8 protein-coding genes are annotated in these 17,900 nt (G+C 65.1%); 5 read left to right on the top strand and 3 right to left on the bottom strand.

The annotated features are described in order from the left end of the window. Window positions 1-5: 5 nt before the first annotated feature. The 3 genes from EV137_RS00720 (at window position 6) to EV137_RS00710 (ending at window position 12,126) form a co-directional block, all read left to right on the top strand. The gene (locus tag EV137_RS00720) at window positions 6-5,915 is read left to right on the top strand and encodes an nSTAND1 domain-containing NTPase (RefSeq protein ID WP_134125794.1); all 5,910 of its coding nucleotides are present in this window, start codon (window positions 6-8) and stop codon (window positions 5,913-5,915) included. 276 nt (window positions 5,916-6,191) lie between these two features. Then, window positions 6,192-8,750, top strand: coding sequence for an AAA family ATPase (locus EV137_RS00715; protein ID WP_134125792.1), 2,559 nt, complete (start codon window positions 6,192-6,194; stop codon window positions 8,748-8,750). Window positions 8,751-11,340: 2,590 nt separating this feature from the next. Then, the gene (locus tag EV137_RS00710; RefSeq protein WP_134125790.1) at window positions 11,341-12,126 is read left to right on the top strand and encodes a hypothetical protein; all 786 of its coding nucleotides are present in this window, start codon (window positions 11,341-11,343) and stop codon (window positions 12,124-12,126) included. 123 nt (window positions 12,127-12,249) lie between these two features. On the opposite strand, the gene EV137_RS40365 is transcribed toward EV137_RS00710, so the two are convergent. Further along, window positions 12,250-12,645: a hypothetical protein gene (locus tag EV137_RS40365; RefSeq protein ID WP_166679744.1), complete on the bottom strand. Its 396-nt coding sequence runs from the start codon at window positions 12,643-12,645 to the stop codon at window positions 12,250-12,252. A 610-nt stretch (window positions 12,646-13,255) separates the two neighbouring features. Between EV137_RS40365 and EV137_RS00700 the strand changes: the two genes are divergently transcribed. Next, a complete protein-coding gene (locus EV137_RS00700) occupies window positions 13,256-13,849 on the top strand; it encodes a sigma-70 family RNA polymerase sigma factor (RefSeq protein WP_238175009.1) in 594 nt (197 codons plus the stop codon). 4 nt (window positions 13,850-13,853) lie between these two features. Here the strand turns inward: EV137_RS00700 and EV137_RS00695 are convergent, their stop codons facing one another. Next, a complete protein-coding gene (locus EV137_RS00695; RefSeq protein ID WP_134125788.1) occupies window positions 13,854-14,453 on the bottom strand; it encodes a class I SAM-dependent methyltransferase in 600 nt (199 codons plus the stop codon). Between the two features lie 126 nt (window positions 14,454-14,579). Then, the gene (locus tag EV137_RS00690; protein ID WP_238175307.1) at window positions 14,580-15,851 is read right to left on the bottom strand and encodes an NADH-quinone oxidoreductase subunit D; all 1,272 of its coding nucleotides are present in this window, start codon (window positions 15,849-15,851) and stop codon (window positions 14,580-14,582) included. Between the two features lie 797 nt (window positions 15,852-16,648). Between EV137_RS00690 and EV137_RS00685 the strand changes: the two genes are divergently transcribed. Beyond that, on the top strand, window positions 16,649-17,734 hold the full coding sequence (locus EV137_RS00685) for a CoA transferase (RefSeq protein WP_202870782.1): 1,086 nt from the start codon (window positions 16,649-16,651) through the stop codon (window positions 17,732-17,734). The last annotated feature ends 166 nt before the right edge of the window (window positions 17,735-17,900 follow it).

The raw sequence follows: 17,900 nt of genomic DNA, 5'->3' as shown, positions 1-17,900 counted from the left end.
GCTTCATGGCACGTAGCCACTCGCACCAGAACTGCGCGTTCGGCGCGGACGGATTCGGGTACTCGCCCCGACCGGAATCGCAGTTCGCCTTCGGATCGGACGAGGATCGCGATCAGCTGTTCAAGAACCTCTCCACTGCGTTCGAGGAGTTGCCCGACCCCGTCACGTCGTCCGTCGCCGAGCTGACACCGGCCGACGTCAAGGGCTTGCTCGAAACTCTCGACCCACCCGCTCGCGGTGCTGCCCTGCGACCGTTGGGTCTGAACATTCAGCCGCGCAAGGTCGCCACGGCGATGGCGGCGGACGCAGCCAACCGGCTGCGGCGGATCTCCCAGCACGAGCGTCGTCGCTCGGCCGAGCGACTGGTGGCCGGGCTCTACGTGGCGATGCTCACGATGGCCCTCGGGCCGGAAACCGGGACGGATCGGGCCCAGGAGAAGCTCGACAAGGCAGACCCGCACGTTCTCCGGTTGGCGCTCTGGGCCGGTGTCACGAGCAGTGCCATCGGAGCACGCGTCGTGGTGTGGGCCGCGAGCCAGCCCTGGTACCCGTTGCCCGGCGCGACCCCAGACCAACTCGAGGCGGTGGCCGCCGCCGCCCAAGCAGTGGCCGACGGCACCGAGGGCTTCGATCCGATCGGCGAAGCAGCACCCACGGTTGCCGAGGCGATCGATCAGGAAGAAGACACGGACCAGACCGATCCAGGCGATGAGCCGGAGCAGTCGACCGAGCCGGCCGACATCGACCTGGAAGCGATGCTGGCAGGGCTCGACGAGTCGCTCGACAACGCTGCCTCGGCCGCTCGCGCTCTGTCCAGGGCTCTCGAATCCGGACGACCGCCTGCCGCCGAGACGCTGGCCATCCTCGATAGCGTCGCGGTGGACTTCGAGAGAGTGGAGAACCACATACGGTCCACCGGCGTGAGCCCGACGGACCGGAGCTTGTCGGGCCTTCGCGAGGCACTCGAAACGTCCACCCGACGAGAGGACGAGGCGCCGATCCGTGCCGCCCTCTCGGTGCTCGGCGGCCTGCACTTTCCAGCGGGTGACACGGCGGTAGTCGCCGCGGTCGACCAGAGCATGGAGCGAGCCGCGCAACTGCTCGACTCCACTGACTGGTCGGACGAGGACCGTACCGAGGCGACCGCGATCGCCGAGATCGCCGGCATCGCGACCGGAACACTCGAGCCGGCGGAACTCGTAGCGGCACAGAGCCGAGTCATCGCCGGAGCACCACACCTCGCCCTGATCGCCGTACTCGCGAGCACACTTGGGGCCACGCCGACCGCCGGCACAGACGACGTCCCCACCGACGACGATCCCGTTGACACCGTTTCGACCGCCGACGTTTCCACGGACGAGGCTTCCACGGGCGCGGGTTCCGCGGATGAGGTTCCCACGGACGAGGTTCCCGCGGAGGAGACGACTACCGCCGGTGCCGAGCCGGCACCCGCGACGGCGTCCGAGGTGCCGTTCGAGGCGGAGCCAGTCCCCGCTCCGTCGGCGGCTTCTGAAGACCAACCCCTGACCACCTCAGTCGCCACGCTGATCGCAGAGGGTCGGCACGCATTGGCCGGAGCATTCGCCGCTCAGGCCGCCGCCGCTCCTGTCGATCCCGTCCTCCTACAGACGAGCGCTCTCAGCGCCGCTGTTCGCAATCCCCACGGCGAGGTGGCATCTGCCCTGCGCCATCACCTCGCCGATCTGGACTCAAGCGTTCTCTCAGCCGGTACGACGTCCTTGCTGCTGGCGGCACCCGCATTGATTCGCGCCGCACTCGTGACCGGGGAGCCCGCAGCCGGAGCCCTGCTGATCGACCTCGCTCCCCATCTCGGCGACCAACTCGGGGAGATGGCAAGCCAGATCGGAAAGCGAGCCGTCCAAGGCGTCTTCGTGACGGCTCCCCCGCTGACTGCTCTTACCGACGTCACGGACACCGAACGGATCCTCGCCGAGGCGCGCGCTGAGGCCGAGGACCTCCTGCACCCTCGCCGCCTGCGGTTCAAGCGCGCGAGCGACATCGTCAACGGCTGGCTGGCATCTGACGGTCTCCTGGGCGCGGCACTGACGATCGTCGCCCGGGATGAGCGCGATCGCCTGGACGTGGTGACCGCCACCATCTCCAGGCTCAACGACCACAACGAGATCGCTCGTGCCATCGACAATCAGGACCGACGCATCCGCAGCGGCAGCAGCAAGGCCCTGCAAGGTGCCGTGCGCAACGATCTCATCGGTATCGCGACCGCGGCAGTCAAGCCACTGATCGCCTGGTATCAGGCCGCTTCCGCCCTCGCTCTTGGAGACCAGGCGACGAGATGGTCGACCAGCGAAGTCGCTGAGATGCGCGAGGCTGTCCTGAGCAGCGGTCCGACGGCGCTCGACACACTCGGGAAACAGGCAGACAGCAACGACCCGCTGGTCACCGCGGCCGCCGTCAGCGCGCGGGCGTCGCTCGAGCAGACGCTCTCCCTCCTCGACGGGCGTTCGTACCTCGATCCTGCAGAGTTCTCACCCGCCAGCGTGCTCGGCCTCGATCTCCTCCACGTGCGCGGCGCACACGTCGATGTGGCCACCGACGACGTGCGGCTGCCGACCGACCTGACGCCCGCCGAGGTTGCTTCCGCGATGGAACGAGGCTGGGACGACGCCGTGCGCCTGCACGTCGGCGACGAGAACTATTCGGCAGCGCGCTACCTGGTTGATGCCGCCCGGATCGGAATGCTCTCTGCCCTTGGACCGGCGGGGCGGGTCTCCGACGAGACGGCCGCGCTCATGTCCAGCCGCGAGCTGATCTCACGTGACGAACTCGAGCGGGACCGCGTCGCCCTCGCCGCAGAACTTCGCAGGGCCCGCATCAACAACGAGATCGACGAGGAACAAGACGCCGAACTCACCGCCAGGCTCGACGACTCCGAGCGTCCGGGCACCGACCTCGCTCAGGTCCGGAGCACGCTCGAGTGGATCAGCCGCAGCCTTCCGGACTATCGCAAGCGGGCAGCTCAGGCTCTCCGCGACCGTCTCGAGCAGACGCGCAAGACCAACCAGCGGGTCGGAGATCAGGACTTCGCACGGATCAACGGCTTCATCGTCAGCGGTGACCTCGGAACGGCGGAGGAGCTCATCTACCTCCTGGAGACAAATGAACAGCAGTTGCCGTCGCCGAGACCCCACGAAGATCTGAGGCTGTTCTTTCCTCAGATCCCCGACGCGCTGCCGGACGGCATCACCGACGAACTGATCCGAGTGGCTCGCGAGGGAACCGCCTTCAGCTCCTGCCCCACGCTGGACTTCTCCTCCCTCAGTTCCGACCAGGCCACTCGCGCCGCCGATGCGCTCGCCGGTTGGCGCACACTGCGGAAGACCCAGCCGGAGAAGCGTTACATGGTCAGCGAGAGCGACCATCTGCTTCCTGCTCTCCGGATCGCGGGCTTGGAGGCCAAGAAGGTGCTGCAGCCGAACGCACCTCGAGCCCGCGATCGCCGCTTCGTCGACGTCAGCGAGGTGACGGTCAACGGCAAGGCAATGGTGCCGGCGTTCGGCTCCAACGCCGGGGACCGACGCCGCATCCTGCTGGCCTGGGGTGAGCCGTCAGCCGACACCTTGATGTCCTGGGTCGATCAGGATCCGGCCGGCGACGCCGTGATCGTCGCGTACTTCGGCACGATGAGCGCAGCCGTACGCCGGGAGCTCGCCCGGCTCACACCGTCGTCCCAGGCGCCCGTCATCGTTCTCGACGATGCGGCGCTCGCCTACCTCGCGGCACGCGGAGACCGGCTGCTCGAGGCGACGATGATGATCCTGCTGCCGTTCGCGCACATCAATCCGTACGTACGCCAGAAGCGCGGGCTGGTCGCACCCGAAATGTTCTACGGCCGGAAAGACGAGCAACGCCAGGTCATTGACAAGGACAGCACACAGATCGTGTACGGCGGCCGCGGACTGGGAAAGTCTGCTCTGCTCCGTGACGCCGAGGCCGAGTTCGAACGCTCGAGCCCGGGACCAGATACACGCGTGGCGATCTACCTCTCGCTGGACGACCTGCGCATCGGCACCGGCCAGGCCACGGGGGCCGAAACGTTGTGGGACGGCCTGCTCAACGCTCTGATCGGGCGCGAGATCATCGCGGCGAAGGGCAGCGGCCGGTCCAAGGACGCGCACGCGCGGGTGGTCGCCGGGGTCACCGAGTGGCTGGACCAGGATTCCTCGCGGCGCCTGCTGATCCTCCTCGACGAGTCCGACCGCTTCTTCGAGGCCGATCAGCCGGCGTTCTTTCAGACCTCACGGCTACGCAATCTGGGGACGGCCACGAAGTATCGCGCCAAGGTCGTGCTCGCCGGGCTGCACTCGGTCCAGCGATTCGCGAAGGTCGCCAGCAACGGACCGTTCTCCCATCTCGCCCAGCGACCCACCGTCATCGGTCCGCTGCGGCCGCAGTCCGCACTGAACCTGCTCGTCGAGCCGATGGCCGCGATGGGCTACGAGTTCGAGGAGCCGGACCTGATCAATCGGGTGCTGGCCAAGTGCTCGTACCAGCCGTTCCTTCTCCAGATGTTCGGCCACCGGCTCGTCGAGCGAATGCACAAACAGCGCCGCGAGCATGCGGTCGAGCTGCCGTACCGGATCACGCGGGAAGACATCGACGCGGTGGAGAGCCACGAAGAACTGCGTGAGGACATCTCGACGGCCTTCCGCGACACCCTCAACCTGGACCCGCGGTACAACGTCATCGCGAACGTCATGGCCCGCAACGCGCACGAGTCCGGCCTGGAGGCTCGCCTCACCGACACCGAACTGCTCGAAGAATGCCTGCAGTGGTGGGACGACGGCTTCAGCGACCTCGACACCGCCGCGTTCCGTGCGTACCTGTCCGAAATGGTCGGGCTCGGAGTCCTCGCCCGCAACACCGACGGACACGGTTGGCGTCTGCGCGGACCCGCCGTACTCACCATGATCGGTACGACGGCCGACGTCGAAAGCCAACTGCTCGGAGCTGAGACAGAGTCACTGCGTGAGGACTTCGTGGCCCTCGCTACCCGGGAGAAGCTGGAAGACGCTCGGACCTCGCCGGTGACGGCAAGCCAATTGGACGACCTGCTCGGCGACTATTCGACACAGGTCCGGGTCGTCATGGGGTCGGACGCGACCGGCATCGCCGACACTGCGACAGCAATCCGCGCAGCCGCCGACATCGGTGGCCGCTTCACGGTTCCGCCGACCGGCAACCGAAATGCATTTGAGTCAGCCCTCATCGACGGCACCCCCGGCCAGCGCCGCGTCATCATCTGCGACCTGACCAACAGGAATCCGGAGGTCTGCACCACCACACTGCGTGCCTCGATCGAGCAGACCCCGGACAAGCCGGGGGTCACCCGCGCGGTCGTGCTCATCACGAACGCTCACCAGATGCCCTTCTGGCGCGAGGTCGAGCAAACCTCGGAGCCTTCGTTGGGAACGGTCGCGCTCCAACGGTACGACGCGAGGACCTTGCGCGCCTGGTCGATCCTCAACGAGCGATTCGGCGCCGCGGGACGCCTCGACAAGGTCATGTCGGCGACCGGCGGCTGGCCGTTCCTCGTCGACCGGATCGCAACCAGCAGCACCGACCAAGCCGGGGAGCTGCGGGCCATCGAGTCCGTGACCGAGCACCTGGCCACCGAGGCCGGTGCTGAGGAACTCGTCCGGCTGGTGGGGATCCGAACCGACGACGAGGTGGCCCGCGCCTACTCGGCCCTGGTCACGATGCTCGACGAGGACAGCGCCGACTTGGCAGACCTCCACTCCGGCGCCGGCGAAGTCACCGCCGATCCGGAACTCGTCGTCGCCTGCCTGATGTCCCTCGGCGTCTTCACCCCAACCAAGGACGGCCACTACCAACTCGAACCACTCCTGGCCGATGCCTGGAGCCGCCTGGCGTAGAGCCGAATGGGCGGCTCCATGACGAGCGCGTCAGTCTGCGCAGTAGCAGGGCGTCGGTGAACGTCAGTGCCATCGACGGACCCAAGGCATCCCTCCGGCGCTGGATCGACCGGCTCGCCCAGCCTAGACGGTCACAGGCCTTCGGAGTCGTCCGGTCTGAAGACCTCCCTCCTGGCCGGAGGCGACGACTCGAGCGCCATTCCGATTGTCCGAGGTTGGTGTTTTGCTTCAGATGGTCCTACGAGCGACCCAAGGTTGAAAGGGAGAGCATGCGACATGCATATCCGTGAGGTACTCGTCCGCTGGTACAAGTCCTTCAACTACGACTACGAACTGAAGTTCGCGCCAACATCGAAAAAGAAGAATTGGCAAGTCACCGAAGACGGATGGCTGCCGCATGTCCGAGTTGACCTCGAACGCGACATCACGGCCGTCGTCGGTGCAAACGAGTCCGGGAAGTCGCATCTCCTCGATGCCATCCACATCGTGCTGTCGGGCGAGGACCACTCACGTCGCGACTTCTGCCGCTACTCAACACTCTTCTCCGTCGAAAAGGACAAGCGGCTCCACCCTGAAGTTGGTGCTGTGTTTGCGCTCTCGAGCGAGGAACAGACTCAACTCACAGCACTTCAGATCCCGCTTCAGAACAACGGCGACCTCCTGATGCTGAGACCGAGTGAAGGAGTCGTGCAGGTTCTCAACGCAAACGAGGAGCGCGTACAGCTGAACCCGGCTCAGGCCGCGAAACTGCAGGCCTTGCTGCCGAAGGCTCACAAGCTGCAGACTCAGGTCGATCTGCCTGACTCTGTCCCACTTGCAGCCCTAGCAGGGAGTACACCTGTTCCGTACGAACGGAACAAGCGCTTCGAGCTGCTGAACTTCCTCTCTGGCGTCAAAGGTCTGGAACTCCTCCAGGAGCGGGTGGCCGGTCTGTTTTCCCTGCTCGAAGCAGCTCGCCGGTCCTCCCAGGACGAGTCTGACCGGGAACTGGTGGCCCAGCAGCGGCAGCTTGGTCAGGATCTGCTGACCAAGCTCGCCGGCATCGATCGGAGCTCGTTCGTCGACCTGATGGACGCGATTGCGGAGGAGCGCGAAGGCCTGGTCAACGCCCTCATACAGCAGATGAACCAGTCCATCGCCAGACACCTCAACATCTCGCGGTGGTGGAGCCAGGACGAAGATTTCGCTTTGAGAGTCTCGCCACGTGAGCACGAGCTCGTATTCACGATTCGGGATCGCACTGGAACTGACTACTCGTTCAGCGAACGAAGCCGCGGCCTGACCTACTTCTTGTCGTACTTCGTCCAGCTGTGGTCGCATGACCGGCCAGCCGTACCCGAAGTGCTGTTGATGGACGAACCCGACGCGTATCTGTCCGCCGTCGGTCAGCAGGACCTGCTGCGGATCCTTGAGCACTACGCGCACCCCGACGACTCAGAACGCAGGGATCAGGTCGTCTATGTCACCCACTCACCGTTCCTGATCAACCGTAACGCTGGACACCGCGTCCGAGTCGTCGACAAGGGATCCGGCGACGAGGGTACTCGGCTAGTCTCCGATGCCACCCGCAATCACTATGAGCCGCTGCGCACGTCGCTGGGGGCATTCGTAGCGGAAACGGCCTTCATCGGTGGGGACAACCTGTTTGTGGAGGGCATCTCTGACCAAGTGCTCATTTCTGGGATGAATGGCCGACTTCGCCTCGCCGGCGCCCCGCCCAGCCGTACTCTCGATCTGAACGAGGTGACGCTCGTACCGGGCGGCTCGAACATGCCTTACATGCTGTACCTCGCTCGTGGGCGCGACCAGTTCAAGCCAGCCTGCGCCGTACTGCTCGACAGCGATAACGCCGGCCAGGAAGCTCGGCGCCAAATCAAGAAGGGCGGCGCCAAGGGTCGCCCCACCGTGCCAGACGACCTGATCCTGATGCTCGCAGACGCAGTCCCAGGAGCCGTCGCTGAGCCACGTGTCGTCATCGAGGAACCTGAAGACCTCGTACCGCTTGTCCTTGCTGGGATTGCGGCTCGGCGCTACGCCAAAAACTTGCTCGGCCTGAGCGAGGAAGAGGCAGACGTTCTGACCAACGAAGCGATCCTTGCGGGCGTCACGTCAGACAAACCATCTCTCTGGGACGCCATCGAGTCCGCCTTTCAGGCGGCGTTCGACACCGGGATCGGCAAGGCCGGATTCGCAAAAGAACTAATCGCCTACCTGGGCGAACACGCGAACGACGAGGTAGCGCCAGAGGGTGTCGACGTGCTTGACACGAACTTTGCGGCCCTGATCGCCACTTTGAGCGAGACCCTGGCCACGGCGCGGGAAACCGAGATCGCTCGGCGCCGTGACCGGAGAGTCGAGCAACTCATCGCCGAGTTCATCGACGCCTACCCCGATGGCTGCATCCGAGACCGCGCGCTTGTCGCGCTACGGCGAATCGAGGCAGCGACTGACGACACCGAGGTCGGTGATGTGATTCGGGCCGGACTCGCGACGATCCGTCGCGACCATGAGCTCACGGCTGAGCCGCTGAAGCGCATCACGGACTATCCGCTGTTCCGAACCGAACTTCAGACCCTGCCACTCCTCCCACGCCTCAGGGACCAGGGAAGGATGGAAATCGGCGACATCGACGACGCTGACGGCAGAGCCGACGCCCTAACGCCGTCCGGCGTGCCAGCTGCTGTGACCGAGATCGAGCCGGCGGACGTCATCGACGGTTCGAAAAGTCCAAAGCCAGCCGTATCTGAGGTCGCGGAGAGAAAGGATGAGTTCGAGAGTGGGGACTCCGCAGAGGAAGTCGAAGCAAACCCACTCGCTCACGAGGTGGCGGAATGACCCAGCAAGTGCGGAGCTCATGATGTAGGCACCCACCGGACTCGACCGGACGCGCCCGATCACGAGTGCACCGGGTTCTCGCCGTTGTCGCTCGGGAGCTGGGGCTGGACCTCGCTCCGCGGCCTGTCGATCGAAGCCCCGTCGAGGGCGCCGCACTCGCTACCACCGGATCGAGCACGAGCGCTCGCAACTCCTCAGAACACGAGAGCTCCAGCCGACGCCAGACCGCCAGACGTACGCCGACAACCGCTACCGTCGAAATGGACCAAACCTAGGCAGTCCTGTTACCGCCGATCGAGATCGGTCTCTCCTCAGTCACCCTCGCCAGCACGACCGAAGCAGGACAACGTTCGGAGCGAAGACTGGGTTCAAGCGCAAGGTCATCGAGCGCCGTTATCTCTCCATCGGCAGCTCGACCGAGACCCGCCACTACATCCCGGCGTACCAGAGCTCCGACTAGTAACCGTTCAGCGACGGCAGATGCCGCAGCGAGAGGTCGTCATCCCGCCCTGCATCTCGATACAGCTTCTGTCGCGCGGTGGCAACGCATCTCTGGTCGTTCGCCGTCGGCGCTGCCGAACAGGCAGTTCGACTGCCAGTTGCTCGCCACGCAGCAAGTCGGCTCGTCAACCGCTGGCGACCCGCAGAACGTGTCGCATGTCACACAGATGTGAAGAATGCCGGTTGTCTCAGATCGCACGAAGACCGCCGGCTACGGAGAGTTCCATTGAGACAGCCGAGAACTCGCCATCAGCCATCTGTCACGCGACGCGCCCAGCCCCGCCGTCGCCCACCTTTCCCCTCGGCGTCAACCACCCTTCCGATCAGCCAGCCGAGTTGATCTCATCCCCTCACGCCCGACCCGCCCTCTTCCGCTCCACGTGCACTGGACCGCTCCGATGCAAGTTTCGTCTCGCCGCTCGGACTCGCACCACTGCACTGCACCGATCCCGGAGCACTACGGTGCACCAGTGCCGCCCCGCCACTGTCTTCATCCGCTCCAGCGCCGCGCCGCCCCGACTTGCCCGAGTGCAGCCTCCGCCTGTCCATCGTGGTCCACGACGCCACCCGCCCTGTCCAGCCACCGGTCCCGGCCCCCGTCCTGCCCACCTGTCCGGACACATGGCAGCCACACCCCACCACCCCAACCGGGCTCAGCTTGTCCGGCCGCCCCGTCCGGTCCCGTCCGCCGTGTCCGGCCACGCGTGTCGGTCCCGCGGCAGCCGCCCCGTTCGGCCACCCGGTGCAGTCCCGGCCACGGCGTCCGGCCACGCGGCGACCACGTCCGACCTCGGTCTGTTGTATCCGCTCCATTCGGCGTAGCAGTACCCCTCCATACTCTTCCGGTGCACCGAGACCGCTCCGGTCGGTTCCCTGCCGGTGCACCGGTGCCGCACCGGTGCACCGCTTCTGCTCCGGTCCGTTCAAGCGCCGCGCATCTGCTCCGCCGATTCCCGGCTCAGGCGTCCGCCCGGAGCACATCGGCCTGCGTTGCGCACACCTGGCTGCCGACAGATCCAGTCGTCAGCAGTCTGACGAGCGCCCCCACAAGAGCTTGTCTTATCGTCAGTCATCCACCTGAGCCGACTACTGTCAGCAATATTCAGCCCTGGCCGAATCATTCAAATGTGGCGATTCTCCTTACCTACAAGGCCTTCTAGACTCTAGGACACCTGGCGCAACACCAAGGCTGAGTTACAGTCAGTGTCGACACCTTGGGTCAAGGTCGCGCGCAATCCCCGAGCAAGTCCGGGCTCAATCGTCAGAAACGTAGCCCCAACGCGACTCCGCCTAGCTGTTCGCGCTATGCCGGTGCCAAATCCGTTGGCACCTAATCAACCCTCGCGCCAGGAGAGCTCATGCACGAGAGATCAGCGATGCATCACGGCATCGAACGCACAGATGGATCTCGGTCCATCTGCAAGCGTCGCGCCCTCAGCCTGCAGCAGGCGCAGCCTCAGACCGCTTCGGCGCCGGTGAGCGACACCGAGCTCCGAACAGCTCACGGTCAGCCAGACCCACAGCTTCAGGAGAACCAATGCTCCCGATGACACTCACTGGCAGCGCGGCTCGGTTACTTGTCGGCGTTGTTCCGCTGACCGTATTGCTCGTCCTCTTCGGAGTTCTCGCGCTCCTCGCATTGGCACTACCAACCGACCGCCGAGAGTACGTCTTGAAGCTTGCTCCACACATCGTCAAAGCCGTGGAGAAGATCGCAGGCGGGTCCGCCGGCAGATGACTGACCTACTCCCGCCACGATATGAATATCCGACTATCTGCACCGCTCATGCGTGCTCCACCGCGGTCGCAGAGGAGCCTTCGACGAAGACCGATCGCGACGCTACCGGATCCAACGTCAGCCCCTGCGGCACGCGACATACATTCCAAGGCACGAGCACAAGCCGAGCGATCGTGAATACTGAACTGACAAAAGAGCGGCGCGGAACGTTGCGCACCAAGCATCGTCTGACCGATTAATTGCATTCAGACTGCGCAATCTCGGATTGACGCGCACTCACCACAGATCGGATATTGCCAGCACGGACGACTCCTTCAAGAGGGTGATGCCGACGCTGGCACCAGTCGATCTGTGCACTGGTTCTGGCGCCAGGCGTCCGATCCACATGGCACGCCGAAGCATCAAGCCAACCGCTACGCCGACTGCCAAGCTGGCCACATGTCACCGGATCGCGCCGAGGGCGCAGGCGAACGCAAGAAGATTCATCCGGCCACCGAGGCGGCGCTCTGGGCCTTGAGTAGCGGCCGCTGCTACGCACCCGGTTGCACCATGCCGGTCGTATTCGAAGTCCGCCCCGGCGTGTATCGAAAGAATGCGCAAGTCGCGCACATCTATGGAGTGCGGGGTGCACGCTACCGCCCTGACCTTCCCGCTACGGTACGCGACTCCTTCTACAACCTCCTTCTTTTGTGTCATCCACACCATGACGAGGTCGACGACGACGAGAAGCGTTATCCGTCAGAACTCCTTCGGCAGTGGAAGGAGTCGCACGACGGCCCGGAGGTCGCGGCACTCAGCGGCGCCACAATCTCGGATCCTGACAAGTTCATGGACCTCCTCGCCAAGCTCGCGAAACCCCCACTCGACCGCCTCGAATCGATTACCGAGCGGCTCGAGAAGACCGGAGAGGCCACCGAGGAGAACGTCCGTGAGCTGAGGTACCTCGTGGATTTGTTGTCGTCACCCGACATCTCCCCCGACCGGCGGAGTGCCCTGGCCCTGGCGGAGGCTGCCGAGATCTTCAGCGCCGAAAGCTTAGGCCGCAGTGCATCCAACCTTATGAATGCAGCCGAAGTTCTCCCGGATGTCGTCCACCGCATCGAGCAGGCTGCGCGGCGGCTCGGCGAGTTCGGCTAGATCTGAGGGCAACCGCCCAATCATCGGCAACTGCCGACCGAACCTCACCCACGTCGTTCAGACCGGTCCGTGGCATCGCCCAAGCGCCCTCTTACAGACACCTTTACGCACCTGCCATCCGTGTTACGGGTTTCGTGCAGCTGGATCGGTGTCGAGCTCCAGGTCCAGGCGTGTGGTTAAGGTGCGTGTTCCTCCTCGGACACGGTACTTATCCACACGGTCGGTCAACGGGTCGACCTCCACGTCGACAGTCTGATCGATGTGGTGATACGTCAGCGACAGTCGAAGCGACGAGTAGAGCTCACTCAGCTCCTCCGGCTCGGCAGAGTCCAAGGCCCGCGCGACGTCGCTGAGCTGGTTGACATGCGCCTCGAGTTCCTCACGGGTCAGACCCTTCTCACTCGGCGCCGCGGCGAGTGCCGCCTCGGCCGCGTGCTTCTCCGCAGCCGCCGCGTTGTACTGCGCCCGCAACTCGACCGGATCCCAACCGGCATCCAATGCCTTGCGCAACTTCTCCATAACAGTCTCGGCCGCGGCCGCGCGATCTCGCAGTCGTTGGACCTGGTCGCGTAGCTGGTCGGCTGAGTCGTCAGCCTGCAGGAGTGCTGTGATCGTCTCGCTCCGATGGATTGGATCGAACAGGCTGCCGATCCAGCGATTGATGTGCGGAGTGATCAGATCCTTACGGAGATAGATCTGTCGCGGATGAGCGGCGGTCGCTGTACGGGCGAGCCGCGGAACGCGCTGAAATCGATCACTTGATGCGCCGCCCACGACGCAGTGGAGCCCTGGTCATCGTCGGCGATCCAGGCATCGGCAAGACCGCTCGCTCGACTACGCAGCCGAGCTGCCGTTCGCCTTCATGCAACTGCTCCTCCGCAGCAGCAAGGCGATGACAACGGCCGCCAGGTTCTCCTTGCGATAGGCGGCGTAGCGGCGCCCAGCGATCGGCCGTGTCGGTCGAACTCCTGAAGGACGACAACGGACTGATCAGCGGTGTGACGGCTGCTCGCGCTCGTGGGCCGGTCGTGTGACAGATGCCGTCAGCCTCGACGCACGCATACAGTCCGATTGGCCGCCGATGATGAATCAATAGCCGACAATATCTACGATCCCGGGCGTCGGGCAGGTGCCGATCGAGCAGGTCAGCGTGCCTCGCGCCCACGGTGATGAGGGCGCAATGATGCATGACGAAGTCTTCTCCGCCCCATTGGAGGACATCTACAGAGCGCATTCCAGAAGCGTGCGACGTTTAGCCTATCGGCTGACAGGAAATCCTCACGACGCGGACGATCTGACTCAAGACGTGTTCCTCCGGGCTTTCCGCTATCTGCATACATACAAGCCCGGCAACTTCGAGGGCTGGCTGTGCCGTATCACCACCAACCTCTTTCGCGACCGGCTGTACTCCATGCATCGCATCAGACTCGAACCGTTGCCCGACGGTGCTCACGACACGTTGGCCTGCAGCGACCCGTCCCCGGCCGACATCTTCGACAACCGCAGGCTCGGCGACGACTTGCGGACAGCGCTCAACGGGCTTCCGCCACGCCTGCGTGACCCCGTCATGCTCCGCGATGTCGAAGGCCTGCCCTATCTTCAGATTGCCACCATCCTGAACATCAAGTTGGGCACAGTTCAGAGCCGGATCCACCGCGGCCGAGCCAGACTACGCAGCGACCTGGCCGATCACTTCCCAAGCCGTCGCACAGGGAACGGCTGACGAATTAGCGGTGAGGCTGGTGTTTACGTGCGATCAGGCGGTGGATCTTCTTACCGGAACTGCTGCTGATCGACTCTTCGTCCAGCAGCAGTTCCGCTCGGTCCAGGGCGGCACAGACGACATCGGGGTCCACCACGGCGTACAGGCGGCCGGCATTGTCACGCTGGTTCGAACCTTCAGTCACTCGCCAGGTGAGGTAGAGCGTACCGCCGGGCTGCAGGATCTCCACCAGGCGTCGCACCGAGTTCGCGACGGCGGACGGCTCGAGATGCATGATCACGGTCTCGCAGAGCACATTGGTGAAGGTGCCGTCGGCAACACCTTTCAGTTCAGGTAGCGCTGCATACCTGAAGGTGACATCCGGATGCCTGCGTTTCGCCTCAACAAGTAGTCCCTCCGACGGCTCGAAACCAATCGTGGGGAAACCGTCCGCGGTCAGCCAGGCAGCGTCCCGACCGCTACCGCAGCCGACGTCGGCGGTCGGACCAGGCGTGAAGTAGCGCCGTACCAGAGCCTGTAAATCGGTACCGGCGGGCTGACTGTCCCAATCGTCAGCAAAAGCCTCAGCGGCACTGTCATAGGCCTGCAGGGTCTTGGCATCCATTCCTTCTCCTCCGGTGCGGCAGCAGACTTGTCGGCGCCGTGTCACCCTAGGGTCGACCGGAAGGCTGCCGCATCCGTCGAACGACCGGAGGCCAGTCCGATCCGAGGTTCCGGGAGCAGGCCCCGGTCAGCGATCCACGCCACCGCAGATCGGGTCGATGCTGGCGAGCACTACGACGAAGTCGGCGACCTGGCTGCCGATGGTCATGGCGGGCACGGCTTGGCAGTTGCTGAAGGACGGGTCGCGGAAGTGCGCCCGGTAGGGCTTGGTGCCACCGTCGGAGACCAAGTGGCAGCCGAGCTCGCCGCGCGGCGACTCGATCGGCACGTAGGCCTGGCCGGCCGGGACCCGGAAGCCCTCGGTGACCAGCTTGAAGTGATGGATCAGGGCTTCCATCGACTCGCCCATGATGTGCTTGATGTGGTCGAGCGAGTTGCCCATCCCGTCGGCGCCGATCGCGAGCTGGCTCGGCCAGCCGATCTTCTTGTCGGCGACCATCACGGGCAGGCCGTCCATCGCGGCCAGGCGGTCGGCGCACTGCTCGACGATCTTCAGCGACTGGCTCATCTCGTTGAGCCGGATCCGGTGCCGACCGTACGCGTCGGCCGTGTCCCACGTCTGCACGTCGAAGTCGTAGGTTTCGTACCCGCAGTACGGTTGGGTTTTGCGCAGGTCGTGCCCATATCCGGTGGACCGCAGGATCGGTCCAGACACGCCGAGGGCCATGCATCCGACCAGGTCGAGGTAGCCGATGTTCTGCAGCCGGGCCTTGAAGATCGGGTTCGCGTTGCAGAGCTCGGCGTACTCGGGCAGGTGCTTGCTCATCCAGGTGATGTACTCGCGGATCTTGTCCAGCGCACCCGGCGGGAGGTCCTGCGCGACACCGCCCGGCCGGATGAACCCATGGTTCATCCGCGAGCCGGTGATCAGCTCGAACAGGTCCAGCGTCTTCTCCCGCTCGCGCATGGAGATCGTCATCACGGTGATGGCGCCCAGATCCATCCCGCCGCTGCCGACGGCAACCAGGTGGCTGCTGATCCGATTCAGCTCCATCAGCAGCACCCGCATCACAGTGGCCTTCTCGGGAACCTGCTCCTCGATCCCAAGCAGCCGCTCGACCGCGAGGCAGTAGGCCGTCTCGTTGAAGAACGGTGACAGGTAGTCCATCCGGGTGCAGAACGTGACGCCCTGCGTCCAGGACCGGAACTCCATGGTCTTCTCGATGCCGGTGTGCAGGAACCCGATCGTCTGCCGGACGTCGGTGATGGTTTCGCCGTCCAAGGTCAGGGTGAAACGCATCGGGCCGTGCGTGGACGGATGCTGCGGGCCCATGTTCACGACCAGTTGGTCGGTGTTCAGATCGGCCAGGGCCTGCGCCCAGTCCGCCGAGTCGGTGATGAAGGTATCGACACGTTTCGTCACGCGGTATCTCCAGCGTAAGGTGCCATTCGGTGCCACCCCGACTGAAGACGGGTCGCGGTCCGGCACTACTTGGATCGTGGCGGCCGGGCGCACAACATTGTCGCGATCAATGGATCGTCAGACTCCGCGAATGTGGTCGCGTCGGCCCACGCCTGCGCCTCAAAGCTAGGCGGCAGGCCAGCCGGGCGAATCTGTCAGATGACCGGGCCGGCCATCCAGGCTCGAGAGGCGCTCAGGTGGAACCGGACGACGGCCAGCTGCGGACTCTGGAGACTCTGGCTGTCGGTGCTCTGGACAACAATGCCGCCGACTCGCGGTGGCCATCGTGACGAGGTGGCGCACCTCCAATGAGGCCCGTCGAATGGCGGATTCGGTTCGTCCGGGGCGGTCTCTACACTCGCTTCGACGGGCATGATCGAAGTGCGACGGAGCGGAGCAAATCCCATGGCTCTGGATGGCGAGGCGGTCGCGGAGGCTTGGGCGGTGCTCGGCGGTGCCGAGTCGCTGCTGCGGTTCGTGTCGTACGACGGACCGCACGGTCTGCTGTCGTCGCGGCTGCCGGTCATGTCGCTGGGCAGGGCGAGCGTAGCTGCCTGTTCGCTGGCCGCCGCCGAATTGCTCAGCCACCGCTCCACCGGCGAGCGGATGCCGGCGGTGCGAGTCCATGAGGGAGCGGTAGCGGCTGCGTTCCGCAGCGAGCGGTTGCTCCGAATCGACGGCCGCCCGACGACCTCATTCGCGCCACTGTCCCGATTCTGGCCCACCGCGGACGGTTGGTTGCGCACGCACGCCATTACCCGCATCATCGCTCTCGGCTGCTGTCAGCGCTCGGCGTCACGGAGCAGCAGGACATCGACCGTACGGTTGCTGCAATCGCGGACGTTCTGGCCAGCACACCCGCGAAGCAAGCCGAAGAGACCATCTTCGCCGCGGGCGGGCTGGCGGTCGCCGTACGGACCGCCGACGAATGGGCCGCCCATCCACAGGGCAGGGCGGCGGCCGCACAGCCATTGGTACGGCGACATGCGACCGGCGAGAGCGTACGCCGTACGACGCTTGCGTCTAGCACGCTACCCGCCGATGGCGTGCGCGTACTGGACCTCACGCGGGTCATCGCCGGACCGGTGGCAACACGCACCCTCGCACTGCTCGGAGCGGACGTGCTGCGGATCGATTCGCCCAGCCTGCCGGAAGATCCGGACGCGCACGCCGACTCCGGCTTCGGCAAGCGCTCCGTCGCGCTCGACCTGGGACGCCGAGCCGATCGCAGGACCTTCGAGAACCTCCTGTGTAGCGCCGACCTGGTAGTCACCGGTTACCGCCCCGGAGCCCTCGACCGGTACGGGCTGTCGGCTCCCGACCTGACCCGCCGCCGACCAAGCCTGATCGTCGCGCAACTCTCCGCATGGGGATTCGACGGCCCATGGTCCGGCCGCCGCGGCTTCGACAGCCTGGTACAGGCGGCCAGCGGCATCTCCCTCCTGGAACGGGCAGCCAACGACGCGCCACCAGGAGCCCTGCCCGCCCAGGCGCTCGACCACAGCACCGGCTACCTCCTCGCAGCCGCTGCCCTCCGCGCCATCACCGATCGCCTCAGCACAGGCACCGGCTGGCAACTCCGCCTGTCCCTCGCCACTACAGCCGCCTGGCTGATGAGACTGCCACGGCACACCGGCCCCGCTCCCTCCCCCGTCGAGCCAGGCACTGCGGAACCATGGCTGACGCAAACACAATCTCCACTCGGCACCCTGTGCCACGCCAAATCACCCATCAGCTATGACGGCGCACCCACCAACTGGAAAACTCCGCCAGGCCTACTCGGTACGGACCAACCGACCTGGCGAACCGCACCTGACTAGCTTCCCGCCCCAGCAAAGGCGCCGGTTCACCAGTCGAACAGCAGATTCGCCGTGAACGCCGACCCACGAAGATTGGGCGTCGAACGGTGTCAGCGCTGGCCCCCGAACTGCTCCGCCTGCAGCAACGGGCTCTCGATCCGCAACGGCGTTCCGAAGTACCAACTCC

Source organism: Kribbella pratensis, from assembly GCF_004366075.1.
GTDB lineage: Bacteria > Actinomycetota > Actinomycetes > Propionibacteriales > Kribbellaceae > Kribbella > Kribbella pratensis.
Note: the sequence above shows the minus strand (reverse complement) of the source record. Positions and strands in the feature narration are given on the sequence as shown.

Bases quoted from the DNA above. Each gene is read 5' to 3' on its own strand.
- EV137_RS00715 (WP_134125792.1), top strand. From the start codon at position 6,192: ATGCATATCCGTGAGGTACTCGTCCGCTGGTACAAGTCCTTCAACTAC.
- EV137_RS00695 (WP_134125788.1), bottom strand. From the start codon at position 14,453: ATGGATGCCAAGACCCTGCAGGCCTATGACAGTGCCGCTGAGGCTTTT.
- EV137_RS40365 (WP_166679744.1), bottom strand. From the start codon at position 12,645: ATGGAGAAGTTGCGCAAGGCATTGGATGCCGGTTGGGATCCGGTCGAG.
- EV137_RS00720 (WP_134125794.1), top strand. From the start codon at position 6: ATGGCACGTAGCCACTCGCACCAGAACTGCGCGTTCGGCGCGGACGGA.